Raw genomic sequence first — 25504 nt, forward strand, 5'->3', positions numbered from 1 at the left:
TCAATGCTCCCGGCTTTCGAAGTCGATGCGCGGATCGACAAAGGTGTAGGTCAGATCGCCGATCAGTTTCACCACCAATCCCAGCAGGGTGAAGATGAACAACGTGCCGAAGACCACCGGGTAATCACGGTTGATCGCCGCTTCGAAACTCATCAGCCCCAGTCCGTCGAGGGAGAAGATCACTTCCACCAGCAACGAACCGGTGAAGAAAATCCCGATGAACGCCGACGGGAAACCGGCAATCACCAGCAGCATGGCGTTGCGGAACACGTGGCCGTAGAGCACACGGTGATTGGTCAGGCCCTTGGCCTTGGCGGTGACCACGTACTGCTTGTTGATTTCATCGAGGAAGCTGTTTTTGGTCAGCAGGGTCATGGTCGCGAAGTTACCGATCACCAGCGCCGTCACCGGCAACGCCAGGTGCCAGAAGTAATCGAGAATCTTGCCGCCCATGCTCAGTTCATCGAAGTTGTTCGAGGTCAGTCCCCGTAGCGGGAACCAGTCGAAATAGCTGCCGCCGGCGAACACCACAATCAACAGAATGGCGAACAGGAACGCCGGGATCGCATAGCCGACGATGATCGCCGAGCTGGTCCAGACGTCGAAGTGGCTGCCGTGCCGCGTGGCCTTGGCGATCCCCAGCGGGATCGACACCAGGTACATGATCAGCGTGCTCCACAGCCCGAGGGAAATCGACACCGGCATCTTTTCCTTGATCAGGTCGATGACCTTGGCGTCGCGAAAGAAACTGTCGCCGAAATCCAGGGTGGCGTAGTTCTTGACCATGATCCACAAACGTTCCGGCGCCGATTTGTCGAAGCCATACATGTGCTCGATTTCTTTCACCAGCGCGGGGTCCAGGCCCTGGGCGCCACGATAGGCCGAGCCGGCCACCGACACCTCTGCACCACCGCCGGCAATGCGGCTGGTGGCGCCTTCGAAACCTTCGAGCTTGGCGATCATCTGCTCCACCGGCCCGCCGGGGGCGGCCTGGATGATCACGAAGTTGATCAGCAAAATGCCGAGCAGCGTCGGGATGATCAGCAGCAGTCGCCGAAAAATATACGCCAGCATCTATTACTCCGTGCCCGCAGGGTCGGCTTGCAGTTTGGTTTCGACTTCTATCGCCGGTGTCACGTTGGGCTTGATCCACCAGGTGGCCGTGCCGATGTCGTACTTGGGTGAGATTTTCGGGTGGCCGATATGGTTCCAGTAAGCCACGCGCCAAGTCTTGATGTGCCAGTTGGGGATCACGTAATAACCCCATTGCAGCACGCGGTCCAGTGCACGGGCGTGAGCCACCAGGCTTTTGCGCGAATCGGCGTTGATCAGTTGCTCGACCAGTTGGTCCACCACCGGGTCTTTCAGGCCCATGGAGTTGCGGCTGCCGGGTTTGTCGGCGGCGGCAGACATCCAGAATTCGCGCTGTTCGTTACCCGGCGAGTTGGATTGCGGGAAGCTGCCGACAATCATGTCGAAGTCCCGCGAACGCACGCGGTTGATGTACTGCGAGACGTCGACCCGGCGAATCACCAGGTCGATCCCCAGGTCGCTGAGGTTGCGCTTGAACGGCAGCAGCACCCGCTCGAACTCGGTCTGGGCCAACAGGAATTCGATGTTCACCGGTTTGCCGTTGGCGTCGACCATCTTGTCGTCGACGATCCGCCAGCCGGCTTCCTGCAACAGCTGGTAAGCCTTGCGCTGCTGCGTGCGGATCATGCCGCTGGCGTCGGTCACCGGGTTCTGGAAGGCCTCGGTGAATACCTGCTCGGGGATCTTGCCGCGGAACGGGTCGAGAATGGCCAACTGATCGGCATCCGGTAAACCGGTGGCGGCCATTTCCGAGTTTTCAAAGAAACTGCGGGTGCGCACGTAGGCGCCGTTGAACAGTTGCTTGTTGGTCCATTCAAAGTCCAGCAACAACGTCAGCGCCTGGCGCACGCGCACGTCCTGGAACACCGGACGGCGCAGGTTGAACACAAAGCCCTGCATACCGGTCGGGTTGCCGTTGGGGATCTGTTCCTTGTTCAGCCGACCTTCGGCAACCGCCGGAATGTTGTAGGCGTTGGCCCAGTTTTTCGCGCTCATCTCCAGCCAGTAATCGAACTGACCGGCCTTGAGTGCTTCCAGGGCCACGGTGTTGTCGCGGTAGTAATCGGTGGTCATCACGTCGAAGTTGTAGAAACCACGGTTGGCCGGCAGGTCCTTGCCCCAGTAGTCCTTGACCCGCTCGTAGCGAATCGAGCGCCCGGCCTTTACTTCGCTGACCTTGTACGGGCCGCTGCCCAACGGCATTTCCAGGTTGCCCTTGTTGAAATCCCGGGTCGCCCACCAGTGCTTGGGCAGTACCGGCAACTGGCCGAGGATCAACGGCAGTTCGCGGTTGTTGGTGTGCTTGAACTTGAACAGCACGGTCAGCGGGTCTTCGGCGACCGCTTCAGCGACGTCGCTGTAGTAACCGCGATACATCGGTGCGCCGTCCTTGATCAGCGTTTCGAAGCTGAACACCACGTCTTCGGCACGGATCGGATGACCGTCGTGGAAGCGCGCTTCAGGGCGCAGGTAGAAACGCACCCAGCTATTGTCCGGGGCTTTCTCGATCTTGCCGGCGACCAGGCCGTACTCGGTGAACGGTTCATCGAGTCCCTGTTTGGCCAGGGTGTCGTAGATCAGCTCGATGTCGCCGGCCGATACGCCTTTGCTGATGAACGGGTTGAGGCTGTCGAAGCCGCCGAAGCCGGCCTGACGGAAGACCCCGCCCTTGGGCGCGTCCGGATTCACGTAGTCGAAATGCTTGAAGTCGGCCGGGTATTTCGGCGGCTCGTTGTACAAGGTCAGGGCGTGTTGCGGCGCGGCGCAGGCCAGCCCGGCGAACAACAGGCCGCTGGCCTGCAAGAGCAGGGCGCGTACGGGTTTCATCGATCTTTCTCCGAAGATTTCAGCCACCACGCGCTCAGGCCCAGCGTATAGGGCGGCGTGGTGACGAAGGCGAACCGGTTGCGGTAGGCCAGGCGGTGATAATTGAGGTACCAGTTGGGAATGATGTAGTGCTGCCATAACAACACGCGGTCCAGGGCTTTGCCGGCGGCAACCTGTTCATCGCGGGTCTGGGCGGCGAGCAGTTGCTCGAGTAAATGGTCAACCACCGGGTTGGCGATGCCCGCGTAATTTTTGCTGCCCTTGACCCCGACCTGGCTGGAATGGAAATACTGCCATTGCTCCAGACCGGGGCTGAGGGTCTGGTTCAGGGTCATCAGAATCATGTCGAAATCGAACTGGTCGAGACGCTGTTTGTACTGGGCGCGGTCCACTGTGCGCAACCGGGCGTCGATGCCGATACTGGCGAGGTTCTCGACATAAGGCTGGAGGATGCGCTCCAGGTTCGGGTTGACCAGCAGGATCTCAAGCGAGAGTGGCTGGCCCTTGGCGTTTTCGACCCGTTGACCGTTGAGCTTCCAGCCGGCCTCCGCGAGCAGGCTCAGGGCCTGGCGCATGGTGTCCCGCGGAATGCCGCGCCCTTGGGTCTGCGGCAAGCTGAACGGCTCGGTGAGCAGTTTGGCGGGCAATTGCTCGCGGTACGGCTTGAGCATCAACCACTCATGACCGACCGGCAGGCCGGTGGCCGAGAATTCGCTGTTGGGGTAGTAACTCATGGCGCGCTTGTAAGCGCCGCTGAACAGCGTGCGATTGGTCCACTCGAAATCGAACATCAGCCCCAGCGCTTCGCGCACCTTCGCGTCGGAGAAAGCCGGGCGCCGGGTGTTCATGAACAGGCCCTGGCTCTGGGTCGGGATCTGGTGCGGGATCTGCGCCTTGATGACATCGCCTCGTCGCACGGCCGGGAAGTTGTAACCGTTAACCCAGTTCTTCGCCTGATGCTCGATGTAGATGTCGAACTCGCCGGCCTTGAAGGCCTCGAACGCGACGTCGCTGTCGCGGTAGAACTCGACTTCCATGCGGTCGACGTTGTACTTGCCGCGATTGACCGGCAGGTCCTTGCCCCAGTAATCCTTGACCCGTTCAAACACAATCTGGCGCCCGGGCGTGACCGAGGTCATGCGATAAGGGCCACTGCCCAGCGGCGGCTCGAAGGTGGTGGCCTTGAAGTCGCGACCTTTCCAGTAATGCTGCGGCAGCACCGGCAACTCGCCCAAACGCAGGATCAGTAAGGGGTTGCCAGCGCGCTTGAAGACGAAACGGATGCGCTGCGGGTTGAGCACGTCGACCCGCAACACTTCCTGGAGATTGGTGCGGTATTGCGGATGGCCTTCCTTGAGCAGCAATCGATAAGAGAACGCGACGTCATACGCGGTGATCGGCGTGCCATCGTGAAAACGGGCTTCGGGGCGCAGGTTGAACACTACCCAGCTGCGGTCCTCGCTGTATTCCACCGATTGGGCGATCAGGCCATAACTGGAGGTGGGCTCGTCGCCGGACGGCGCGTACTGACCAGTGCCGACCATCAGCGGTTCGTTGAGTTCGTTGATGCCGTACTGCAGGAAATTCGCGGTGGAAACCGGGCTCGAGCCCTTGAAGGTGTACGGGTTGAGCGTATCGAAGGTGCCAAACGCCATCACCCGCAACGTACCGCCCTTGGGCGCTTGCGGGTTGACCCAGTCGAAATGGGTAAATCTGGCCGGGTACTTGAGCGTGCCGAACTGCGCATAACCATGGCTTTCGCTGATCGTCGCACTTGCGGAGGAGCTCAAGGCCAGGCTGATGAGGAGCAGGAGGAGGGGACGCTTCAAGTCAGAGATCCGATCCAGGCGGCTTGGGCTTTGTGGGCCGTACAGTAACAGCTTGTATGGACAGGAAAAAGACGGGGATTTAACGACCCCTTAATTGCCGGGGCAGATCCCTTGTGGAGGCTTGCAAGCCTATTTGAACGTTCGTCGTACACAAACCCTGTAGGAGCCAGCTTGCTGGCGATGGTCTCAAGTGCGCCGCGTTTAACCAGATTTCACGCGTTATCGTTAACGACCATCGCCAGCAAGCTGGCTCCTACAGGGTTTGTGTGAACCTGTTTATGGTGGTTGGACAAAAAAAGCCCCTGAAGTCAGGGGCTTTTTTTAGTGCGGCGAAGCCACCGTCAACATCTGGCCCGGCTTCAGCGCCTGGCCGACACGCGGGTTCCAGCGCTTGAGGTGCTGCATTTCAACGTTGAAACGCTTGGCCACGATGTACAGCGAGTCACCTTGCTGGACCTTGTATTGGGTCTGCGGTTTCTTGGTGTCCGTCTTGCCATTCGTCTTGGTGTTGGCGGCCACTACGGTGTTGACGCGTCCGGCGCTGCGCTTGGTCTTGTCCTGCATCACCAGCGTCTGGCCAACCTTGAGGTCCTTGCCGGTCAGCTTGTTCCAGCGTTGCAGGTCTTTTACGTCGACCTTGTTGGCCTTGGCGATGGTGCCGAGGTTGTCACCACGTTTCACGCGGTAGGCGCGTTTGAGGCTGGCGATCTGGGTATCGTCTGCGCCTTCGAACACCGGTTTGAGCGACTTCTTGCTGATCAGCTCTTCGGGACGCATGGTCGACAGGCTGGCGGTCAGCAGTTGCGCCTTGGACGTCGGCACCAGCAAATGCTGAGGACCGTCCAGAGTGGTGGTGCGCTGCTTGAAGGCCGGGTTGAGCTGGAACAGCTCGTCTTCGTCGATATTGGCCACCGCTGCAACCTTGGACAGGTCCATGCGCTGGTTGATTTCGACGGCCTGGAAATACGGTTCGTTGGCGATCGGGTTGAGGTTCACGCCGTAGGCTTCGGGTGCCAGGACCACCTGCGACAGGGCCAGCAACTTCGGCACATAGGCCTGGGTTTCCGACGGCAGCGGCAGGTTCCAGTAATCGGTAGGCAGGCCAAGTCTTTCGTTACGTTCGATGGCCCGGCTGACCGTACCTTCGCCCGCGTTGTAAGCCGCGAGGGCCAGCAGCCAGTCGCCGTTGAACATGTCGTGCAGACGGGTCAGGTAATCCATCGCGGCGGTGGTCGACGCGGTAATGTCGCGACGGCCATCGTAGAAACGGGTCTGACGCAGGTTGAAGTAACGCCCGGTGGAGGGAATGAATTGCCACAGGCCAACCGCGTCGGCCCGGGAATAGGCCATTGGGTTGTAGGCGCTTTCAATCACTGGCAGGAGTGCCAGTTCCAGCGGCATGTTGCGTTCTTCAAGGCGTTCGACGATGTAGTGAATGTAGAGACTGCCGCGTTCGCCGGCGTTTTCGAGGAAGGAAGGGTTGCTGGCGAACCACAGGCGCTGTTGCTCGATGCGCGGGTTGACGCCCAGGCCTTCCTGCAACTGGAAGCCCTGGCGCATGCGCTCCCAGACGTCCTGTGGAATTTGCGGGCTAGGCTTTTCGCTGAGCCAGATGGGCTTCTGTTTGGCTCGCGCGGCGATATTCGGGGTATGTGCCGCGTCGGTCTGCGGCACATGGCTGGAACAGCCCGCCAGAGTGGCGGACACAGCCACCGCTATGGCTTGAGCCAAGCGGGTCAATGCGTCTGAATTGATGGCTTTACGAATAGATGACGACATTGGCTGGAAGTAAGTTCCGGGCAAAAATGTCGGGCGATTCTAGAAAGCGCACCCTCTGCGGTCAACCATTCAGATTTTTCGCACCAACGGCAAGCCCTCTCAGAACTTATCCTTCCAAGCGCGCAGAGCAGCAAAAACCGCACTCGGAGCCCGGTTATAGGTGCCATTCCGTTCGTCCACTTTTTCTTTAACGGATGTTTCGCCGGTACGCAAAAACGGGTTTGTCAGCTTTTCCAGAGCGATCGACGAAGGCAGCGTGATGATGCCCGCTGCACGTTGTTCGGTGACTTTTGCCAGCCGTGCGGCCGTGTGCGGATTACCCGGTTCGACCGCTGCGGCGAAGCGCAGGTTGCTCAGGGTGTATTCATGCGTGCAATAAACCTGCGTATCCTCGGGAAGGGAGGCGAGGCGCGTCAGCGAGGTGTGCATTTGCTCGGGGGTGCCTTCAAACAGCCGTCCGCAACCGGCGGCGAACAGGGTGTCGCCGCAAAACAGCAGGCCCTGATGATAAAAAGCGATGTGTCCCAGGGTGTGACCGGGTACTTCGATGACCTCAAAGTCCCAACCCAGCACGCTGATACGGTCGTTGTCCTTGAGCGCGACATCCCGCGCCGGAATGGTTTCACTGGCCGGGCCGTAGACCTTCGCGTCCGTCGCTTTTTTCAACTGTTCGACGCCGCCGACATGGTCGTGATGATGGTGAGTGATCAAAATATCACTCAGTGCCCAACCCGGATTCGCCGCGAGCCAGGCCTGGACCGGCGCGGCATCGCCGGGATCGACCACCGCACAGCGTCGCGTGTCGGGGTCTTGCAACAACCAGATGTAGTTGTCGGTGAAGGCGGGCAGGGCACTGATCTGTATCATCGTCGGATTCGCCAAGCGGAAAACAATGGCGCATCTTAGAACTTCCTGGCGCGTTGGAGAATGCAATGACTGATAAAGCGTTCGCTCAGGCTGATCCTGACTGGCTGGCCCTGATCAGCGCGGCCCGTGAATGGCTGTCCGGCCCCCTCGGGCAGTTTCTGCTGGACGAAGAACGACGCATGCTCGAAGACGAGCTGGGGCGCTTCTTCGGTGGCTATCTGGTGCATTACGGTCCTTCGGCCGAGACACCGCCGTCGGCGCCGCAGGTCCAGCGCAATGTGCGGCTGGGTGCGCCATTGCCGGGTGTCGAGATTGTGTGTGAAGAGCAGGCCTGGCCGTTGAGCGAGCATGCTGCCGATGTGGTGGTGTTGCAGCACGGCTTGGATTTCTGCCTGTCGCCCCATGGTTTGCTGCGCGAAGCGGCGAGCAGCGTACGTCCCGGCGGGCATTTGCTGATCATCGGGATCAACCCCTGGAGCAGCTGGGGCTTGCGCCACGTATTCGCCCATGACGCCTTGCGCAAGGCTCGATGCATTTCGCCGTCGCGGGTCGCCGACTGGCTGAACCTGCTGGGCTTCGCGCTGGAGAAACGCCGCTTCGGGTGCTATCGTCCGCCGCTTGCGTCCCCGGCCTGGCAAGCCCGTTTGGCCGGTTGGGAACGCAAGGCCGGTGACTGGCAACTGTCGGGTGGCGGCTTCTATTTATTGGTCGCGCGCAAGATCGTGGTCGGCCTGCGGCCGGTTCGTCAGGAACGTCGCGAGCCGATGGGCAAGTTGATTCCATTGCCGATGGCCAAGGTCAACCGCCGCAACATCGAGCCGTAACACTTTTTATATTCCCGGCCGGGCGCGTCCCGGCCTCGGGCATCGTCGATCAACGATCGGCGGGCCACCGCATTTTCTGGATAGATTGGCATGAGCGATAGCGTAGAACTCTTCACCGACGGCGCCTGCAAGGGCAATCCTGGCCCAGGCGGCTGGGGCGCATTGCTGGTGTGCAAGGGCGTTGAAAAAGAACTCTGGGGTGGCGAAGCCAACACCACCAACAACCGCATGGAGCTGATGGGCGCGATTCGCGGGCTGGAAGAACTGAAGCGTTCCTGCGACGTGCTGCTGGTGACGGACTCGCAGTATGTGATGAAAGGCATCAACGAATGGATGGATAACTGGAAGAAACGCGGCTGGAAAACGGCAGCGAAAGAGCCGGTAAAAAACGCTGATCTGTGGAAATTGCTGGACGAGCAGGTCAACCGCCACAACGTCACCTGGAAGTGGGTGCGCGGGCACATCGGGCATCACGGCAACGAGCGGGCCGACCAGTTGGCTAACCGTGGCGTGGATGAAGTGCGCGGTTACAAACAAGCCTGATTTCGGCACTGTCGATATACCGCGTCACGGCATTCGCGAGCAGGCTCGCTCCCACATGAGATTTCTGCCTAATGGAGATCCAATGTGGGAGCCAGCCTGCTCGCGAAGAACGATAACGCGGTGCACCTGATCACAATCACAGCATCAAAATGGCGTTGGCCAGTTGTTGGTCTGAATACTGATCGTTCAGTCCGCCCCGAATCCTTTCAAATGCCGCTTCAATCCGCGCCCCGCGAATCTCCCCGTCACTCGCCACAAACGCTGCCGCATCGTCCTTGGCCGCCAGCACAATCTTGTCGTCCTTGAATGATCCGCTCGTGCCCTTGGACGAACTCAAGGTCAGGCTCAACGTGATATCGGTGCTGATTACAAAACTGGTGGCCTGGGCGGTGGTTGCGATCAGGCAACCGCCCAGAACCAGCAGGCGTAGCGATTGTGTGGTGGTCATGACGAACTCAAATCCATCGGAAACAAGCCGCGCACGCTATCAAGCCGTTCTTTGCCAGACTTTATGAACATTGCTAATGATTGTTAAAAACTGCATGAGCTTCGGTCATTTACCTGTGCGCACGCCCGATCCCGTGGGCGTGTTAACATCGCCGCTTTTGCACGATTGACCCGTTGAGAGCTGAGCACTGATGGCCACCAGATCCGTTGTACTCGATACCGAAACCACCGGCATGCCGGTGACCGACGGCCACCGGATTATCGAAATCGGTTGTGTCGAGTTGATCGGTCGGCGCCTGACCGGCCGGCATTTTCACGTTTACCTGCAACCGGACCGCGAGAGTGATGAAGGCGCCATCGGCGTTCACGGCATCACCAACGAATTCCTGGTGGGCAAGCCGCGCTTCACTGAAGTGGCTGATGAGTTTTTCGAATTCATCAAGGGCGCGCAGCTGATCATCCATAACGCGGCGTTCGACGTTGGCTTCATCAACAACGAATTCGCCCTGATGGGCCAGCACGATCGTGCGGACATCACGCAACACTGCTCGATCCTCGACACCCTGATGATGGCCCGGGAACGTCACCCGGGGCAGCGCAACAGCCTCGACGCCTTGTGCAAACGTTATGGCGTCGACAACTCCGGTCGTGAACTCCACGGCGCCTTGCTCGACTCCGAGATTCTCGCCGACGTTTACCTGACCATGACCGGCGGCCAGACCAGCCTGTCGCTGGCCGGCAATGCGTCCGACGGCAACGGGTCCGGCGAAGGGGCGGACAACTCCGCCACGGAGATCCGCCGTTTGCCGGCCGATCGCCAGCCAACCCGTATCATCCGCGCCAGTGAAGATGATTTGGCGCAACACATGGCCCGTCTGGAAGTCATCGCCAAATCCGCTGGTGCGCCATCGCTGTGGCAGCAACTGCTTGAGGCTGAAGCTCAGGCGTAAATCTCCAGATAGACATCGAATCTGTAGGAGCCGGCTTGCTGGCGATTGCGGTGGGGCAGTCGACACGTTCATTGCCTGAACGGACGCGATCGCCAGCAAGCCGGCTCCTACAGGGTTATGCGATCCACTGCTGATATCGATGACCCATTTCGGGGCATTGCACTCGCCACAAGCGCCTCAACCCTCTACCCTGAGGTTATTGGCAGGCTACGGACTGCCGCCTCAGGACACTGAGCCCCATGTATAAAGATTTGAGATTCCCGGTCTTGATCGTCCATCGCGACATCAAGACCGACACGGTTGCCGGTGATCGGGTGCGTGGCATCGCCCGGGAGCTGGAGCAGGAAGGTTTCAGCATTGTCTCGGCAATGGATTACACCGAGGGGCGGTTGGTCGCGTCGACCCATCATGGCCTCTCGTGCATGTTGATCGCCGCCGAAGACCCCAGCGCCAACTCCCATCTGTTGCAGAACATGGCCGAACTGATCGGCTTGGCGCGGGTGCGTGCACCGGATTTGCCGATTTTCGCGCTGGGCGAGCAGGTGACGCTGGAAAACGCCCCGGCCGATGCAATGGACGAGCTCAATCAGCTGCGCGGCATTCTCTATTTGTTCGAAGACACCGTGCCGTTTCTGGCGCGGCAGGTCGCGCGAGCTGCGCGCAAATACCTGGATGGCCTGCTGCCACCGTTCTTCAAGGCGTTGGTGCAACACACCGCCGACTCCAATTATTCCTGGCACACGCCGGGCCACGGTGGCGGCGTGGCCTATCACAAGAGCCCGGTGGGGCAGGCGTTTCACCAGTTTTTCGGGGAAAACACCCTGCGTTCGGACTTGTCGGTGTCGGTGCCGGAACTCGGTTCGCTGCTCGACCACACCGGCCCTCTGGCCGAGGCGGAAGCGCGAGCGGCGTGCAACTTTGGCGCCGATCACACCTTTTTCGTGATCAATGGCACCTCGACGGCCAACAAGATCGTCTGGCATTCGATGGTCGCCCGCGATGACCTGGTACTGGTAGACCGCAACTGCCACAAGTCGGTATTGCACTCGATCATCATGACCGGCGCGATTCCGTTGTACCTGTGCCCGGAACGCAACGAGCTGGGGATCATCGGCCCGATTCCGCTGAGTGAGTTCAGTCGCGAATCGATTCAGGCCAAGATCGACGCCAGCCCGTTGACCAAGGGCCGTGCGCCCAAGGTCAAACTGGCGGTGGTGACCAATTCGACCTACGACGGCCTCTGTTACAACGCCGAACTGATCAAGCAAAGCCTGGGCAACAGCGTCGAGGTGCTGCATTTCGATGAGGCCTGGTATGCCTATGCGGCGTTTCACGAATTTTTTGCCGGACGTTACGGCATGGGCACTGCGCGCAGTGCGGACAGCCCGCTGGTGTTCACCACCCATTCCACCCACAAACTGTTGGCGGCGTTCAGTCAGGCCTCGATGATTCACGTCCAGGACGGCGGTGCGCGGCAACTGGATCGCGACCGCTTCAACGAAGCGTTCATGATGCACATCTCCACGTCGCCGCAGTACAGCATCATCGCCTCTCTGGATGTGGCGTCGGCGATGATGGAAGGTCCGGCGGGTCGCTCGCTGTTGCAGGAGATGTTCGACGAAGCCCTGAGTTTCCGTCGGGCACTGGCGAATTTGCGTCAGCACATTGCCGCTGATGACTGGTGGTTCTCCATCTGGCAGCCACCGTCGGTGGAAGGCATCGAGCGCGTGGTGACGGAAGACTGGCTGCTGCAACCCGATGCCGACTGGCACGGTTTTGGCGGCGTGACCGATGACTACGTGCTGCTCGATCCGGTCAAGGTCACGCTGGTGATGCCGGGCCTTACCGCCGGTGGTGCGTTGAGCGAACGCGGGATTCCGGCGGCGGTGGTCAGCAAATTCCTCTGGGAGCGTGGGCTGGTGGTCGAGAAGACCGGGCTCTATTCATTTCTGGTGCTGTTCTCCATGGGCATCACCAAGGGCAAATGGAGCACGTTGCTGACCGAGTTGCTGGAGTTCAAGCGCAGTTATGACGCCAACGTCAGCCTCGTGACCTGCCTGCCCTGCGTGGCGCAGCAGGAAGGCGCGCGTTACAAGGGCATGGGGCTGCGCGATTTGTGCGATCAACTGCACGCCTGTTACCGCAGCAATGCCACGGCCAAACATCTCAAGCGCATGTACACCGTGTTGCCGGAAATCGCCATGAAGCCGGCTGACGCTTATGATCATCTGGTGCGTGGCGAGGTGGAAGCAGTGTCTATCGATGCACTGGACGGCCGCATCGCCGCGGTGATGTTGGTGCCGTACCCGCCGGGTATCCCGTTGATCATGCCCGGCGAACGTTTCACCGAGTCGACCCGCTCGATCATCGATTACCTGGCGTTTGCCCGCACGTTCGATAGCAGTTTCCCGGGGTTTGTCGTCGATGTGCACGGCTTGCAACACGAAGACGAGGGCAATGGACGGCATTACACCGTCGATTGCATCAAGGAGTGAGGACCTTTCCCAGTATGCAACCGGTCATGAATCCGAAATACCCAGGGCTGTCGATTCGCGTTGCCGACGATGGCTTTGCGGCTTACATCTGGGGCAGTGATTTCAGTTTTGAAGTCACGGCCTATGTCGCCGCCGAAATCGGCAAACCGATGGAGCAATGGGCGGTCACGTCAATCACCCCTTACCGCAAGTGCTATGGCATCGATCCCGAGGAATTCAGCAGTTTCCGCGACGCCGCCGACAGCGCGATTTTCATGGCCTATCTCGATGATGAGCCAGTGGGCCACCTGGTGGTCAGCACCAACTGGAACGGCTTTGCCCATATCGATGAGTTGGCGGTCCACGCGCCGGCCCGCCGGCATGGCGTAGCCAAGGCGCTGCTGGATGTGGCGCAGTTCTGGAGCCGCAAGAAAAAATTGCCGGGCATCATGCTAGAAACCCAGAACAACAATCTGGGCGCGTGTCGGCTGTATGAGCGCTGCGGTTATGTGATGGGGGGTGTCGATCATCTGCGCTATCGCGGCATCGACCCGAACACCGCCGAAATCGCATTGTTCTGGTATCGATTATTCGACAATCCGCTGGAAAGCCCGATCAGCTCGCCAACATCGCCACGGCTTGTTCCGTGACGATGTCCAGCAGAGCCTGAAGAGCGGGGGAAGGCTCGCCGTTCTTCAGGGTCAGGGCGTAGACGCTGATCGGCACGGCGGGCGCCAGCGGGCAGGCATCCAGGCCAGCGGATTTGGCCCCGAGCGCGGTGAACGGGTCGACAATCGCCAAGCCTTCACCGGCTTCGACCATGCTGCGCATCATCTGGTGAGTCTGAACCCGGGTGTGAATCACCGGGGCAGGGCGCAGGGCGTGCAGTTTGTTGTCGAGCGCCGGGCTCAGCGGATCATGACCTTCCAGGCCGACCATCGACTGCCCTGCCAGGTCTTGCAGCGAAATGTACTTTTGCTTCGGTTGCAGCCAGCCATGGGGGGCCAGCAGTTGGAGTTTGCCCTGGGCAATCACCTGGCAATGAACATCGGCGTGGTCGGGATCATGCAGGCTCAGGCCCAGATCGCTTTCGCGCAGCAGCAGGCTTCTGACGATGTCGCGGGTGGGTTGGCTCAGGAGGCTGCAAGGCACGTCGGGGAGACGCCGGCGCAACGCCGCGATGCTCTGTGGCAACAACTGTTGTGCCAGGGGCGGCGTGCAAATGATGCGAAGGGGTGGGGCCTGATATTGCTTGAGACTGCTGGCCAGTCGCAGGACCGGCTCGAGCGCATCGTAGACGTGGGCGATTTCGACCTGGAGCTCCCGCGCCTCGCGCGTGGCTTGCAAGCGTCCACGCACGCTGGAAAACAGCATGAAACCCAACTGACTCTCAGCGTCACGCAGAATGCCTTCGACCTCGGCCACTGACAGCTGCAGCCATTCGGCGGCGGTGCCAAGGTGACCGGTCTGCAGGAGCGCCTGGATCACTTCGATATGACGTAAACGCATGCGTGAAGTCCATGTTCAGCAGGTGAGGGAGTCAGTGGCTGAATCCTAACCCAAGTCCGCGCATAAGACTTCTGCTCATAACGCGAGGTTATGAGGCGACGCTGGCTTCGGGTTCACGAATGAGGGTGACGCCCGATTGCACCAGCAGAAACTCGTTCTCATCAAGCTTGTTGACGCGGTCGCCAATGGCCAGCTTGTAAGTGGTGACAGCGGTGAGGCCGTCTGCCGAAGGGGTGGATTCCTGGAACTCATGCACGGAATAGACACGGCCTTCCGCGTCTCTTGCATGGAACTGACTGACGAGTACTGCTGCCATCTGCTTAGAACCTCTGGAGATAAATCACTCAATTTGCGGTTCTGTAGACCGTGGTTGGGCGAGGTAAGTTTTCCTACAGGAAAAAAATAGTCAGGGGCGGCGTTTTTCAGTCGCCCACTGCTTGAATCGTCATCTATAACTACAAGCTCTTTCCTTCGGACAGTCGAGAATCTTCCATGAGCAATGTCTACACGATCGCCGTTCTGGTCGGCAGCTTGAGAAAGGAATCGATCAACCGCAAGGTGGCGTTGGCCCTGGCCGATCTGGCACCTGCAAATCTCAAGCTCAACATCGTCGAAATTGGCGACTTGCCGCTCTACAACGAAGACATCGATGGCGAATCACCGCCGGCAGCCTACAGCACTTTCCGGCAACAAGTGAGTTCATCCGACGCGTTGCTGTTCGTCACCCCGGAATACAACCGTTCGGTTCCTGCACCGTTGAAGAACGCAATCGACGTCGGTTCGCGTCCATATGGCAAGAGCGCCTGGGGTGGCAAACCGGGTGCGGTGATCAGCTGTTCACCGGGGGCTATCGGCGGGTTTGGCGCCAACCATCATTTGCGCCAGTCCATGGTGTTTCTCAATGTGCCTTGCATGCAACAACCGGAAGCCTACTTGAGCGGTGCCGGTTCGGCCTTCGATGAGGCGGGCAGATTGTCCGAGACGGTGAAGCCGTTTTTGCAGAGTTTCATCAATGCTTACGGGCAGTGGGTCGAGCAGCATAAGAAAGTCTGAAAACCACTTTGATAGCTGCTGCCGAATGCAGGCTCGGCAGCGGCGGCATCAAACAATCGTTTCCAGACTTTGCTTTACTGGATATTCGAAATTCCATATATTCACGCCTCGTTTGTCCGGAGGCGTTTTCCTGTATGTCCGAATCTCACAGTCCCGTCGATGTTTTCAAGGCCCTGGCCGATGACACGCGCAGCCGTATCGCGCTGTTGATCGCCCGCGAAGGCGAGTTGTGCGTGTGCGAGTTGACCGCCGGGCTGGACTTGAGTCAGCCGAAAATTTCCCGTCACCTGGCGCTCTTGCGCAGTAATGGCCTGTTGGCGGACCGCCGTCAGGGACAATGGGTGTTCTATCGCCTGCACCCGGACCTGGCGCCTTGGGTCGTCACTCTGCTGCACGGCGCGCTGGCTGAACATCAAGGCTGGCTGGCTGCCGATGTCGCACGCCTTCAAGCCATGACCGATCGACCTGTACGTTGCTGTTAATCCCTGATTTCTGTTGAAGGCTGCTTTGCATGCTCATTGCGTCGTTGATTTTCCTGCTGACCATCACCCTGGTGATCTGGCAACCCAAAGGCCTCGGTGTCGGTTGGAGTGCGGTGTTCGGCGCCGTGCTGGCGCTGATTTTCGGTGTGGTGCACCTCAGTGATATTCCGCTGGTGTGGCAGATCATCTGGAACGCCACCGGCACTTTTGTCGCGCTGATCATCATCAGCCTGTTGCTGGATGAGGCGGGGTTCTTTGCCTGGGCGGCACTGCATGTCGCGCGGTGGGGACGGGGCAGTGGGCGCAAGTTGTTTGCCTATATGGTGCTGCTCGGCGCGCTGGTCTCTGCCTTGTTTGCCAATGACGGGGCGGCGCTGATCCTCACGCCCATCGTGATTTCCATGCTGCTGGCGTTGCGCTTTTCCCCGGCGGCGACCCTGGCGTTCGTGATGGGCGCCGGGTTTATTGCCGACACTGCCAGCCTGCCGCTGGTGGTATCGAACCTGGTGAACATCGTTTCCGCCGACTTCTTCCACATCGGCTTCAATCGCTACGCGGCGGTGATGGTTCCGGTCAACCTGGTGAGCGTTGCGGCGACACTGGCGGTGTTGATGTGGTTTTTCCGGCGCGACATTCCCAAGGATTACGACCCTGAGCAACTGGAACATCCGTCCAGTGCGATCCACGACAAGGCGACGTTTTATGCCGGTTGGGCGGTGTTGCTGATCCTGCTGATCGGGTGTTTTGCGCTGGAACCGCTGGGTATTCCCATCAGCGCCATTTCGGCGGTGTGCGCGGCGTTGCTGCTGGCCATTGCTGCCCGAGGCCACAAGATTTCCACGCGCAAGGTGCTGAAAGAAGCGCCATGGCAGATCGTGATTTTCTCGCTGGGCATGTATCTGGTGGTCTACGGCCTGCGTAACGCCGGGCTCACCGGGTATCTGGCGGGTTGGCTGGACGGTTTTGCCGGTTACGGCGTCTGGGGCGCGGCCATGGGCACGGGTGTGTTGACGGCGCTGTTGTCGTCGATCATGAATAACCTGCCGACGGTGCTGATTGGTCTGCTGTCGATTGACGCGAGTCAGGCGAGCGGAGTGGTTAAGGAGGCGATGATCTACGCCAACGTGATCGGCAGTGACCTGGGGCCGAAGATTACGCCGATTGGCAGCCTGGCGACGTTGTTGTGGCTGCATGTGCTGGAGCGCAAGAGCATTCGGATCGGCTGGGGGTATTACTTCAAGGTCGGGATTGTGTTGACGGTGCCGGTGTTGTTGGTGACGTTGGCGGCGTTGGCTGTGCGATTGTCCGTTTAGACCGCGTCGACCCATTCGCGGGCAAGCCTCGCTCCTACAGGGGATCACATATCCCTGTAGGAGCGAGGCTTGCCCGCGAAGAGGCCGGTCCAGCCACTACAAAACTAACCACTGCCCGGCACATTCGGCCAAAGGTCCGCCACCAGAAACAACCGCTCCGCTTCCTCCCACTCCCCATTGGCATTCTCGATCAACCGTACCAACAACTGCGCCGGCGCCAGCGGTTCCAGATCGCTCAGCCACGCTTGCAGCTGTTGCGTGCTCCAGGTCTGCTCGGCCGGGTAGTGCGCCGGCGCCAGCCAGGCATGGCGGGGCAGGGGTTGCCAGCGACCGAACGGGCGCTGCGTGACAAAATCATTCCAGTCCTTTTGATGCAGCCAGCTACCGCGCAGATGTTGCGGGTGCGCACCGCTCGGGGCTTCGGATTGCCCCGGCCACGGGTACAGCAGATAGCCGCCCAGCCACAAATGCGCACTGAATTGCTGGATGTCCAGCGCCGCCAGGACCTCGCGGCTCTCCGGTCGCGCGGAAATCGGCAGTTGATGCTGGCTCAGGTGCGCCAGTTTGCGGTCCAGCCGATCATGGCAGCCCGGCCCCAGCCATTGCGCGGTGTTATGCCCCGCGCCATTTTGCGGGCCGAGGTAAAGCTTGATCGCCAGTTCCAGGTGATGCACGCCGTCGCGATCGCGCAGCAGCATGTCCAGTTCGCCCAGCGTGTGGCCTTCGCGACGGATTGGCATGTTCGCGGCAATCAGATCGATGCCCGGTGCATGGCGCACCGCGTATTGCCACAGCCGTTCGTAATACAGACCCAGGCGCCGGGTCCGGGCCTGGGCCAGCCAGTGCAGCAAGTCATAGCTGTCGTGATCCAGTTGCCGTAGCCAGAGTTCCAGCCGTTCCGGCGCCTGCACCCAGTCACTGCCGGCCAGTGGATGACGTTGCGGCCACGGCGTGACCTCCAGCATCGGCGGCGCGAGGATGACCCAGGCCAGGTCGCGGACCTCGGGGTGGCGCAACTGGTGGGGTAACTGCAGCAAATCGGGAAATAGGATCATCTTGCGAGCATAGCCCTAAACCTGAGTGCGCCCTTGTGGCTGAAAGGATTTTGTCTATCCCGCGCTTTCGCCCATAATCGTGGTTTTCGCCGTCGCAAACCGTAGGGGCACCATGGAGCAATTTCGTAATATCGGCATCATCGGTCGCCTGGGCAGTTCGCAGGTGCTGGATACCGTCCGCCGACTGAAACGGTTTCTGCTCGATCGTCACCTGCACGTGATCCTCGAAGACACCATTGCTGAAGTCCTGCCAGGTCATGGCCTGCAAACTTCGTCGCGCAAGATGCTCGGTGAAGTCTGTGACATGGTGATTGTGGTCGGCGGTGACGGCAGCCTGCTTGGCGCCGCACGCGCACTGGCCCGACACAATATTCCGGTGCTCGGCATCAACCGTGGCAGCCTCGGTTTCCTGACCGATATTCGCCCCGATGAACTGGAAGTCAAAGTCGCCGAAGTACTCGACGGCCACTATCTGGTGGAAAACCGCTTCCTGCTGCAAGCCGAAGTCCGCCGCCACGCCGAGGCCATTGGCCAGGGCGATGCGCTGAACGATGTGGTGCTGCACCCCGGCAAATCGACGCGCATGATCGAGTTCGAGTTGTACATCGATGGCCAGTTTGTCTGCAGCCAGAAGGCCGACGGCCTGATCGTCTCCACGCCGACCGGCTCGACCGCGTACGCGCTGTCGGCGGGCGGCCCGATCATGCACCCCAAACTTGACGCTATTGTGATTGTGCCGATGTACCCCCATACCTTGTCGGGTAGACCGATTGTGGTCGATGGCAACAGTGAGCTGAAAATCGTCGTGTCCAAGGATATGCAGATCTACCCGCAAGTCTCCTGTGACGGGCAGAACCACTTCACCTGCGCGCCGGGTGACACCATCACCGTGAGCAAGAAAGCGCAGAAGCTGCGGCTGATTCATCCGCTTGACCACAATTACTACGAAGTCTGCCGGACCAAACTCGGCTGGGGCAGCAAGTTGGGGGGTGGAGGCGACTGATGCTCGATCCCGCGCGAAGTTATGACCTTATCGGTGACGTGCACGGTTGCGCCCTGACCCTTGAGCACTTGCTCGACCTGCTCGGTTATCACAAACAGGCCGGCGTCTGGCGGCATCCGTCGCGCATGGCGGTGTTCGTCGGTGACATCATCGACCGCGGCCCGCGGATTCGCGAGGCGCTGCACATCGTCCACGACATGGTCGAGGCCGGCCAGGCGTTGTGCATCATGGGCAACCATGAATTCAACGCACTCGGCTGGAGCACGCCAGCGCCGCCGGGCAGCGGCAAGCAATTCGTCCGTGAACACACGCCGCGTCATGCGCGCCTGCTGGGTGAAACCCTGACCCAGTTTGAAGACCATCCCGCCGACTGGCATGACTTCCAGCAATGGTTCTACGAACTGCCGCTGTTTGTGGATGCCGGGCGTTTTCGCGTGGTCCATGCCTGCTGGGATTCGGGCCTGATCGAGCCGCTGCGCGCGCTGTTTTCCGATGGTTGCGTCGATGAACATTTCCTCCAGGCCTCGGCCGTGCCGGGCAGTTTTGCCTGCACCGTGTTCGACCGTTTGCTGCGTGGCACCGACATGCGCTTGCCTGACGGGTTGACCATGACCAGCGGCGATGGCCTGACGCGCTCGTTCTTCCGCACCAAATTCTGGGAAGACGACCCGCAAACCTACGGAGACATCGTGTTCCAACCTGACGCTTTACCGGAACCCGTGGCCCGGACGCCGCTGTCGTCCACCGAGAAAAACACCTTGCTGCGCTATGGCGTTGACGAGCCCTTGTTGTTCGTCGGCCACTACTGGCGCAGCGGCAAACCGGCGCCGATCCGCCCGAACCTGGCCTGCCTGGATTACAGCGCGGTGCTTTACGGCAAGCTGGTCGCCTATCGACTGGATCAGGAAACCCGGCTCGATCCGCACAAATTCGTCTGGGTCGACGTCGAACGGCCGGAGGCACTGCGATGAGCGCCGTGGCCGTTTTACGCCTGCCACTGGCGGTGGATCTGAGCGGGTTCGTCAAACTGCTGCAACGCATGCAGGTGCCGCATCGGGTCAGCGAAGAGCAGGGCGAGCAGGTGCTGTGGGTGCCCGCCAATATCAGTGAAGACGTGCGTGCGTTGTACGAGCGTTTTCCGGCGGGTGATCCCGATCAGCAACTGGACATCCCGGTGGCGATAACCACGAAGCGTCCCGGTTTCGTCGAGCAATTGCGCCACGCCAAAGCGACGGCGGCGGTGCTGCTGCTGAGCCTGATCGTCGGTGCGGTGACGCTGCTGGGCGAAAACCTCGACACGATGCGCTGGTTGACCTTCCTCGATTTCCGGGTGGTCGGCGAATACATCCATTTCACGCCATTGGCCGACAGCCTGGCAGCGGGGCAGTGGTGGCGTCTGGTGACGCCGATGCTGATCCACTTCGGCATCCTCCACCTGGCCATGAACGGCATGTGGTATTGGGAACTGGGGCGCCGCATTGAGTCGCGTCAAGGCGGCATCAACCTGATCGGCCTGACCCTGTTGTTCGCCCTGGTGTCGAACTACGCGCAGTTTTATTTCAGCGGCCCGACCTTGTTTGGCGGGTTGTCCGGCGTGTTGTATGGCCTGCTCGGGCATTGCTGGATCTTTCAGCTCCTGTCGCCAAGCCGCGCTTATCGCCTGCCTCGCGGGGTGCTGGTGATGATGCTGGTGTGGCTGCTGCTGTGCCTGTCCGGGCTGGTCTCGATGATCGGCTTCGGTGAAATCGCCAACGCCGCCCACGTCGGCGGGTTACTCATCGGATGCTTCACCGGTTTGTTGGGTGGTTTGTACAACCGCCGTAAACTGGCCGCCTAAAAAAGTTATGTAAGTTCGGAGACCTTGATGTCCTCTTTTAACGAAATGATCAAAAACATCACCCCCGATATCTACCAGAGCCTGAAACTGGCGGTGGAAATCGGCAAATGGTCCGACGGTGGCAAACTCACCGCCGAGCAACGCGAACTGTCGCTGCAAGCGATGATCGCCTGGGAAATCCAGAACCTGCCCGAAGACCAGCGCACCGGTTACATGGGCGTGCAGGAATGTGGCTCGAAGTCGATTGAAGTGCCGAATATCCTGTTCAAGTCGGATGCCATCCATTGATCGAGATTGGCCGCGGTGCAATCAGTAAAATGTCGGCCCGCCTGGACGGGGCCGACGTGCAGTACGCGTTTCGTCTGGACGATGTCGAAGTGCCGGTCAACCCGTTGATCGGCACCACGGTACGCCTGGAATACCTGGGGGCGATCCACTGCTGCCATTGCGGACGCAAGACCAAAACCAGTTTCAGCCAGGGTTACTGCTACCCGTGCATGACCAAACTGGCGCAGTGCGATGTCTGCATCATGAGCCCGGAGCGCTGCCACTACGACGCCGGCACCTGCCGTGAGCCGGAGTGGGGCGAGAAGTTCTGCATGACCGATCACATCGTGTATCTGTCGAACTCGTCCGGGGTCAAAGTCGGGATTACTCGCGCGACCCAACTGCCGACGCGCTGGATCGACCAGGGCGCTCGTCAGGCGTTGCCGATCATGCGTGTTGCGACCCGTCAGCAGTCAGGCTTCGTCGAAGACCTGTTCCGCAGTCAGGTGGCGGACAAGACCAACTGGCGTGCTTTACTCAAGGGCGAAGCGGTTTCGGTGGACCTGGCCGAAGTTCGCGATCAGCTGTTTGAAAGCTGCGCCGAAGGCCTGCAAACCTTGCAGGAACGATTTGGTCTGCAGGCGATCCAGACTATTAGCGATGTCGAGCCGCTGGAAATCCGTTATCCGGTGGAGCAATACCCGGCCAAAATCGTCAGCTTCAACCTGGACAAGAACCCGATTGCCGAAGGCACGCTGCTGGGAATCAAGGGCCAGTACCTGATCTTCGACACCGGCGTGATCAATATTCGTAAATACACGGCTTATCAGCTCGCCGTGCATCAGTAAGGACTCCAGCATGCGCACCGAACAACCGAAGATGATCTATTTGAAAGACTATCAGGCGCCTGAGTACCTGATCGACGAGACGCACCTGACCTTCGAGTTGTTCGAGGACCACAGCCTGGTCCATGCGCAACTGGTGATGCGCCGCAACCCTGAGCGTGGCCCGGGCCTGCCGCCGCTGGTGCTGGACGGTCAGCAACTCGATCTGCTGTCGGTGACCCTGGCCGACCGCGAACTGACAGCTGCCGACTATCAGTTGACCGAGAACCATCTGACGCTGCATCCGACCAGCACCAGCTTCACGGTCGACACCAGCGTCCGCATTCACCCGGAAACCAACACCGCGCTGGAAGGCCTGTACAAGTCCGGCACGATGTTCTGCACCCAGTGCGAGGCCGAAGGCTTCCGCAAGATCACCTATTACCTCGACCGCCCGGACGTGATGAGCACGTTCACCACCACGGTTGTCGCGGAACAGCACAGCTACCCGGTGCTGTTGTCCAACGGCAACCCGATTGCCAGCGGTCCTGGCGAAGACGGCCGTCATTGGGCGACCTGGGAAGACCCGTTCAAGAAACCGGCGTACCTGTTCGCACTGGTGGCCGGTGATTTGTGGTGCGTTGAAGACACCTTCACCACCATGACCGAGCGCAACGTGGCGCTGCGCATCTACGTCGAGCCGGAAAACATCGACAAGTGCCAGCACGCCATGAACAGCCTGAAGAAGTCCATGCGCTGGGACGAAGAGGTTTACGGTCGTGAATACGACCTGGACATCTTCATGATCGTTGCGGTCAACGACTTCAACATGGGCGCCATGGAGAACAAGGGCCTCAACATCTTCAACTCCAGCGCTGTGCTGGCACGCGCCGAAACCGCGACCGACGCCGCGCATCAGCGTGTCGAAGCGATCGTCGCTCACGAATACTTCCACAACTGGTCGGGCAACCGCGTGACCTGCCGCGACTGGTTCCAGTTGTCGCTGAAGGAAGGCTTCACCGTGTTCCGCGATTCCGGTTTCTCCGCCGACATGAACTCGGCCACCGTGAAACGCATCCAGGACGTGGCTTACCTGCGTACTCATCAGTTCGCCGAAGACGCAGGTCCCATGGCCCACGCCGTGCGCCCGGACAGCTTCATCGAGATTTCCAACTTCTACACCCTGACCGTGTACGAAAAGGGCTCGGAAGTGGTCGGCATGATCCACACCTTGCTTGGCGCCGACGGTTTCCGTAAAGGCAGCGACCTGTATTTCGAGCGCCATGACGGCCAGGCCGTGACCTGCGATGACTTCATCAAGGCCATGGAAGATGCCAACGGTGTCGACCTGACCCAGTTCAAACGCTGGTACAGCCAGGCTGGCACGCCGCGTCTGGCGGTGAGCGAGTCCTACGACGCTGCAGCGAAAACCTACAGCCTGACGTTCCGTCAAAGCTGCCCGGCGACCCCGGACAAGGTTGAAAAACTGCCGTTTGTGATCCCGGTTGAATTGGGCCTGCTGGACTCCAAAGGCGCGCCTGTTGCCTTGCGCCTGTCCGGCGAAGCCAGCGCCCAGGGCACCTCGCGTGTCATTTCGGTGACCGAAGCCGAACAGACCTTCACCTTCGTCGATATCGCTGAGCAACCGCTGCCTTCGTTGCTGCGCGGCTTCTCGGCACCGGTGAAACTGAGCTTCCCGTACAACCGCGACCAACTGATGTTCCTGATGCAACACGACAGCGACGGTTTCAACCGCTGGGATGCCGGTCAGCAGTTGTCGGTGCAAGTGCTGCAAGAGCTGATCGCCCAGCAGCAGAAGGGTGAGAAACTGGTGCTGGATCAGCGCCTGATTTCGGCCTTGCGCACGGTGCTGTCGGATGAGACGCTGGATCAGGCGATGGTCGCCGAAATGCTCTCGCTGCCGGGTGAGGCGTATCTGACCGAGATCAGCGAAGTGGCTGATGTTGATGCCATCCACATCGCTCGCGAGTTTGCCCGCAAGGCATTGGCAGACGGTTTGTTCGAGGCGTTGTGGTCGCGTTACCAGGCCAACCGCGCTCTGTCGAAACAAACCCCGTACATTGCCGAAGCCGAGCACTTTGCCCGTCGCGCCTTGCAGAACATTGCGCTGTCGTACCTGATGCTCAGTGGTCAATCGCAAGTAATGGCGGCGACGCTTGAGCAGTTCGAGACCAGCGACAACATGACCGAGCGCCTGACGGCATTGGCGGTGTTGGTGAATTCGCCGTTCGAAGAAGAAAAAGTCCTGGCGCTGGCCGGTTTTGCCGAGCACTTCAAGGACAATCCGCTGGTCATGGATCAATGGTTCAGCGTTCAGGCGGGCAGTACGTTGCCGGGTGGGCTGGAGCGGGTGCGTCAGTTGATGCAGCATCCGGCGTTCAACATCAAGAACCCGAACAAGGTGCGGGCGCTGGTCGGTGCGTTTGCCGGGCAGAACCTGATCAACTTCCATGCGGCGGATGGTTCGGGGTATCGCTTTCTGGCGGATCTGGTCATCGAACTGAACGGGTTCAACCCGCAGATTGCTTCTCGCCAATTGGCGCCGCTGACGCGCTGGCGCAAATACGACGATGCTCGTCAGGCGTTGATGAAAGGGGAGCTGGAGCGGATTCGTGCTTCGGGTCAACTGTCCAGCGATGTGTTTGAAGTGGTCAGCAAAAGCCTGGCCTGAGTTTGGCGTTGGAACCTGTAGGAGCGAGGCTTGCCCGCGAAGGTTGTGTGTCGGGCGCGTTTTTTGATGGTGTGCATATCCATTGCTGCGGTAACGGCTGCTTATGGTTTCGCCCTTACGGCGAGTCCCTTTTCCAAACGCCGAAAAGGAACCAAAAGGCTTTGCCCCTGACGTACGGTGGCTCGCTAATGCTCGCCATGCCCTCGCTCCGGTCCTGCTCCGTGGGCCCGCCGCCATCGGCCATCCCTGGCCGGGGGCGGCTAACCCGGCATCCATGCCGGGTTGCCCACTGCGCAGAACCTCCACTCGGCCTCCCGACGGGGCAGATCAAAATCAAAAACCAAGCAAAAGCAAAAGCGAGGCGGCCTGCCAGCCGACCTGGCTCTTTGATCGCACGCATCCCCCTGTAGGAGCCGGCTTGCTGGCGATGGCGTCCGTTCAGGCGATACATGTGTCGCTGACCCACCGCTATCGTCGGAACGCCGCCCGCAGCAAGCCGGCTTCTACACGGGGATTGGGTTCACACGATTCAAAATTGTAGGAGCCAGCTTGCTGGCGATGGACGTCAACGATAACGCGTGCTGCCTGAATGAACGCGTCGCCCAGACGTTTTTCGCCGGCAAGCCGGCTCCTACAGGGAACCCCATACGCTTTTGCTTTTCACCACTCATCAGGCCGAGCGTTAGCTCGCCTTCCGCTTTTGATCTGAGCGCCCCCTCGAGAGGCCGAGCGCAGGTTCTGCGCAGTGGGCAACCCGGCATGGATGCCGGGTTAGCCGCCCCCGGCCATGGATGGCCGATGGCGGCGGGCCCACGGAGCAGGACCGGAGCGAGGGCA

General features: G+C 60.0%; 23 protein-coding genes. 14 read left to right on the plus strand and 9 right to left on the minus strand.

Features of this window, described 5'->3' with window-relative positions; translation table 11 throughout:
• From KGB24_RS11030 to gloB, 5 genes are all read right to left on the minus strand, one after another.
• The gene (locus KGB24_RS11030; protein ID WP_008028636.1) at nt 1-1074 is read right to left on the minus strand and encodes a microcin C ABC transporter permease YejB; all 1074 of its coding nucleotides are present in this window, start codon (nt 1072-1074) and stop codon (nt 1-3) included.
• A gap of 3 nt (nt 1075-1077) precedes the next feature.
• Nucleotides 1078-2919 carry an extracellular solute-binding protein gene (locus KGB24_RS11035; RefSeq protein ID WP_192227362.1) on the minus strand — a complete coding sequence of 614 codons (1842 nt, stop codon included), beginning with the start codon at nt 2917-2919 and terminating at the stop codon, nt 1078-1080.
• On the minus strand, nt 2916-4730 hold the full coding sequence (locus KGB24_RS11040; protein ID WP_411736645.1) for an extracellular solute-binding protein: 1815 nt from the start codon (nt 4728-4730) through the stop codon (nt 2916-2918). Before KGB24_RS11040 ends, KGB24_RS11035 begins: the two co-directional genes overlap by 4 nt.
• A gap of 339 nt (nt 4731-5069) precedes the next feature.
• Nucleotides 5070-6527, minus strand: a complete 1458-nt coding sequence (locus tag KGB24_RS11045) for a transglycosylase SLT domain-containing protein (protein WP_223414503.1) — start codon at nt 6525-6527, stop codon at nt 5070-5072.
• 99 nt (nt 6528-6626) lie between these two features.
• On the minus strand, nt 6627-7394 hold the full coding sequence (gloB, locus tag KGB24_RS11050) for a hydroxyacylglutathione hydrolase (protein ID WP_223414504.1): 768 nt from the start codon (nt 7392-7394) through the stop codon (nt 6627-6629).
• 65 nt (nt 7395-7459) lie between these two features.
• On the opposite strand from gloB, the gene KGB24_RS11055 reads away from it, so the two are divergent.
• Nucleotides 7460-8218: a methyltransferase domain-containing protein gene (locus KGB24_RS11055; protein WP_008028619.1), complete on the plus strand. Its 759-nt coding sequence runs from the start codon at nt 7460-7462 to the stop codon at nt 8216-8218.
• A gap of 90 nt (nt 8219-8308) precedes the next feature.
• A complete protein-coding gene (rnhA, locus tag KGB24_RS11060) occupies nt 8309-8761 on the plus strand; it encodes a ribonuclease HI (RefSeq protein ID WP_008028618.1) in 453 nt (150 codons plus the stop codon).
• Between the two features lie 136 nt (nt 8762-8897).
• On the opposite strand, the gene KGB24_RS11065 is transcribed toward rnhA, so the two are convergent.
• Entirely contained in the window at nt 8898-9209 is a 312-nt protein-coding gene (locus KGB24_RS11065) for a DUF2388 domain-containing protein (RefSeq protein WP_223414505.1), read from the minus strand.
• Nucleotides 9210-9399: 190 nt separating this feature from the next.
• Here KGB24_RS11065 and dnaQ point away from each other — a divergent pair, with 190 nt between their 5' ends.
• From dnaQ to KGB24_RS11080, 3 genes are all read left to right on the plus strand, one after another.
• Nucleotides 9400-10158, plus strand: coding sequence for a DNA polymerase III subunit epsilon (gene dnaQ / locus KGB24_RS11070; RefSeq protein ID WP_008038265.1), 759 nt, complete (start codon nt 9400-9402; stop codon nt 10156-10158).
• A gap of 239 nt (nt 10159-10397) precedes the next feature.
• Complete coding sequence (locus KGB24_RS11075) at nt 10398-12653, plus strand: Orn/Lys/Arg decarboxylase N-terminal domain-containing protein (RefSeq protein ID WP_223414506.1); 2256 nt, start codon at nt 10398-10400, stop codon at nt 12651-12653.
• A gap of 14 nt (nt 12654-12667) precedes the next feature.
• Nucleotides 12668-13282, plus strand: coding sequence for a GNAT family N-acetyltransferase (locus KGB24_RS11080; RefSeq protein ID WP_223414507.1), 615 nt, complete (start codon nt 12668-12670; stop codon nt 13280-13282).
• Here the strand turns inward: KGB24_RS11080 and KGB24_RS11085 are convergent.
• Both KGB24_RS11085 and KGB24_RS11090 read right to left on the minus strand, forming a co-directional pair.
• Entirely contained in the window at nt 13248-14141 is an 894-nt protein-coding gene (locus KGB24_RS11085; protein WP_223414508.1) for a LysR family transcriptional regulator, read from the minus strand. The genes KGB24_RS11080 and KGB24_RS11085 overlap by 35 nt on opposite strands.
• Nucleotides 14142-14229: 88 nt before the next feature.
• Nucleotides 14230-14457 carry a hypothetical protein gene (locus KGB24_RS11090; protein WP_008028606.1) on the minus strand — a complete coding sequence of 76 codons (228 nt, stop codon included), beginning with the start codon at nt 14455-14457 and terminating at the stop codon, nt 14230-14232.
• Nucleotides 14458-14633: 176 nt separating this feature from the next.
• Between KGB24_RS11090 and KGB24_RS11095 the strand changes: the two genes are divergently transcribed.
• From KGB24_RS11095 to KGB24_RS11105, 3 genes are all read left to right on the plus strand, one after another.
• Entirely contained in the window at nt 14634-15194 is a 561-nt protein-coding gene (locus KGB24_RS11095; RefSeq protein WP_008028605.1) for an NADPH-dependent FMN reductase, read from the plus strand.
• Nucleotides 15195-15328: 134 nt separating this feature from the next.
• The gene (locus KGB24_RS11100; protein ID WP_223414509.1) at nt 15329-15676 is read left to right on the plus strand and encodes a metalloregulator ArsR/SmtB family transcription factor; all 348 of its coding nucleotides are present in this window, start codon (nt 15329-15331) and stop codon (nt 15674-15676) included.
• Nucleotides 15677-15705: 29 nt separating this feature from the next.
• A complete protein-coding gene (locus KGB24_RS11105) occupies nt 15706-16989 on the plus strand; it encodes an arsenic transporter (protein WP_008028602.1) in 1284 nt (427 codons plus the stop codon).
• 104 nt (nt 16990-17093) lie between these two features.
• Here the strand turns inward: KGB24_RS11105 and KGB24_RS11110 are convergent, their stop codons facing one another.
• On the minus strand, nt 17094-18044 hold the full coding sequence (locus tag KGB24_RS11110) for a DUF1853 family protein (protein WP_223414511.1): 951 nt from the start codon (nt 18042-18044) through the stop codon (nt 17094-17096).
• A 112-nt stretch (nt 18045-18156) separates the two neighbouring features.
• Here KGB24_RS11110 and KGB24_RS11115 point away from each other — a divergent pair, with 112 nt between their 5' ends.
• Genes KGB24_RS11115 through pepN form a run of 6 tightly spaced genes read left to right on the plus strand, consistent with a single transcriptional unit; the run spans nt 18157 to nt 24667 of the window.
• Nucleotides 18157-19047, plus strand: coding sequence for an NAD(+) kinase (locus KGB24_RS11115; RefSeq protein WP_008028599.1), 891 nt, complete (start codon nt 18157-18159; stop codon nt 19045-19047).
• Nucleotides 19044-20018: a metallophosphoesterase gene (locus KGB24_RS11120; RefSeq protein ID WP_177318882.1), complete on the plus strand. Its 975-nt coding sequence runs from the start codon at nt 19044-19046 to the stop codon at nt 20016-20018. The genes KGB24_RS11115 and KGB24_RS11120 overlap by 4 nt, the downstream gene beginning before the upstream one ends.
• Complete coding sequence (locus KGB24_RS11125) at nt 20015-20884, plus strand: rhomboid family intramembrane serine protease (RefSeq protein ID WP_223414512.1); 870 nt, start codon at nt 20015-20017, stop codon at nt 20882-20884. Before KGB24_RS11120 ends, KGB24_RS11125 begins: the two co-directional genes overlap by 4 nt.
• A gap of 27 nt (nt 20885-20911) precedes the next feature.
• Nucleotides 20912-21172 carry a YeaC family protein gene (locus tag KGB24_RS11130; protein ID WP_008028592.1) on the plus strand — a complete coding sequence of 87 codons (261 nt, stop codon included), beginning with the start codon at nt 20912-20914 and terminating at the stop codon, nt 21170-21172.
• Nucleotides 21169-21999, plus strand: a complete 831-nt coding sequence (locus KGB24_RS11135) for a DUF2797 domain-containing protein (protein WP_223414513.1) — start codon at nt 21169-21171, stop codon at nt 21997-21999. The genes KGB24_RS11130 and KGB24_RS11135 overlap by 4 nt, the downstream gene beginning before the upstream one ends.
• 10 nt (nt 22000-22009) lie before the next feature.
• Nucleotides 22010-24667: an aminopeptidase N gene (gene pepN / locus KGB24_RS11140; protein ID WP_223414514.1), complete on the plus strand. Its 2658-nt coding sequence runs from the start codon at nt 22010-22012 to the stop codon at nt 24665-24667.
• Nucleotides 24668-25504: the final 837 nt, after the last annotated feature.

It is taken from the genome of Pseudomonas sp. BF-RE-25 (genome assembly GCF_019956105.1).
Classification (GTDB): domain Bacteria; phylum Pseudomonadota; class Gammaproteobacteria; order Pseudomonadales; family Pseudomonadaceae; genus Aquipseudomonas; species Aquipseudomonas migulae.

Bases quoted from the DNA above. Each gene is read 5' to 3' on its own strand.
- KGB24_RS11030 (WP_008028636.1), bottom strand. From the start codon at position 1,074: ATGCTGGCGTATATTTTTCGGCGACTGCTGCTGATCATCCCGACGCTG.
- KGB24_RS11035 (WP_192227362.1), bottom strand. From the start codon at position 2,919: ATGAAACCCGTACGCGCCCTGCTCTTGCAGGCCAGCGGCCTGTTGTTC.
- KGB24_RS11045 (WP_223414503.1), bottom strand. From the start codon at position 6,527: ATGTCGTCATCTATTCGTAAAGCCATCAATTCAGACGCATTGACCCGC.
- gloB (WP_223414504.1), bottom strand. From the start codon at position 7,394: ATGATACAGATCAGTGCCCTGCCCGCCTTCACCGACAACTACATCTGG.
- KGB24_RS11055 (WP_008028619.1), top strand. From the start codon at position 7,460: ATGACTGATAAAGCGTTCGCTCAGGCTGATCCTGACTGGCTGGCCCTG.
- rnhA (WP_008028618.1), top strand. From the start codon at position 8,309: ATGAGCGATAGCGTAGAACTCTTCACCGACGGCGCCTGCAAGGGCAAT.
- KGB24_RS11065 (WP_223414505.1), bottom strand. From the start codon at position 9,209: ATGACCACCACACAATCGCTACGCCTGCTGGTTCTGGGCGGTTGCCTG.
- dnaQ (WP_008038265.1), top strand. From the start codon at position 9,400: ATGGCCACCAGATCCGTTGTACTCGATACCGAAACCACCGGCATGCCG.
- KGB24_RS11075 (WP_223414506.1), top strand. From the start codon at position 10,398: ATGTATAAAGATTTGAGATTCCCGGTCTTGATCGTCCATCGCGACATC.
- KGB24_RS11080 (WP_223414507.1), top strand. From the start codon at position 12,668: ATGCAACCGGTCATGAATCCGAAATACCCAGGGCTGTCGATTCGCGTT.
- KGB24_RS11085 (WP_223414508.1), bottom strand. From the start codon at position 14,141: ATGCGTTTACGTCATATCGAAGTGATCCAGGCGCTCCTGCAGACCGGT.
- KGB24_RS11090 (WP_008028606.1), bottom strand. From the start codon at position 14,457: ATGGCAGCAGTACTCGTCAGTCAGTTCCATGCAAGAGACGCGGAAGGC.
- KGB24_RS11095 (WP_008028605.1), top strand. From the start codon at position 14,634: ATGAGCAATGTCTACACGATCGCCGTTCTGGTCGGCAGCTTGAGAAAG.
- KGB24_RS11100 (WP_223414509.1), top strand. From the start codon at position 15,329: ATGTCCGAATCTCACAGTCCCGTCGATGTTTTCAAGGCCCTGGCCGAT.
- KGB24_RS11105 (WP_008028602.1), top strand. From the start codon at position 15,706: ATGCTCATTGCGTCGTTGATTTTCCTGCTGACCATCACCCTGGTGATC.
- KGB24_RS11110 (WP_223414511.1), bottom strand. From the start codon at position 18,044: ATGATCCTATTTCCCGATTTGCTGCAGTTACCCCACCAGTTGCGCCAC.
- KGB24_RS11115 (WP_008028599.1), top strand. From the start codon at position 18,157: ATGGAGCAATTTCGTAATATCGGCATCATCGGTCGCCTGGGCAGTTCG.
- KGB24_RS11125 (WP_223414512.1), top strand. From the start codon at position 20,015: ATGAGCGCCGTGGCCGTTTTACGCCTGCCACTGGCGGTGGATCTGAGC.
- KGB24_RS11130 (WP_008028592.1), top strand. From the start codon at position 20,912: ATGTCCTCTTTTAACGAAATGATCAAAAACATCACCCCCGATATCTAC.
- pepN (WP_223414514.1), top strand. From the start codon at position 22,010: ATGCGCACCGAACAACCGAAGATGATCTATTTGAAAGACTATCAGGCG.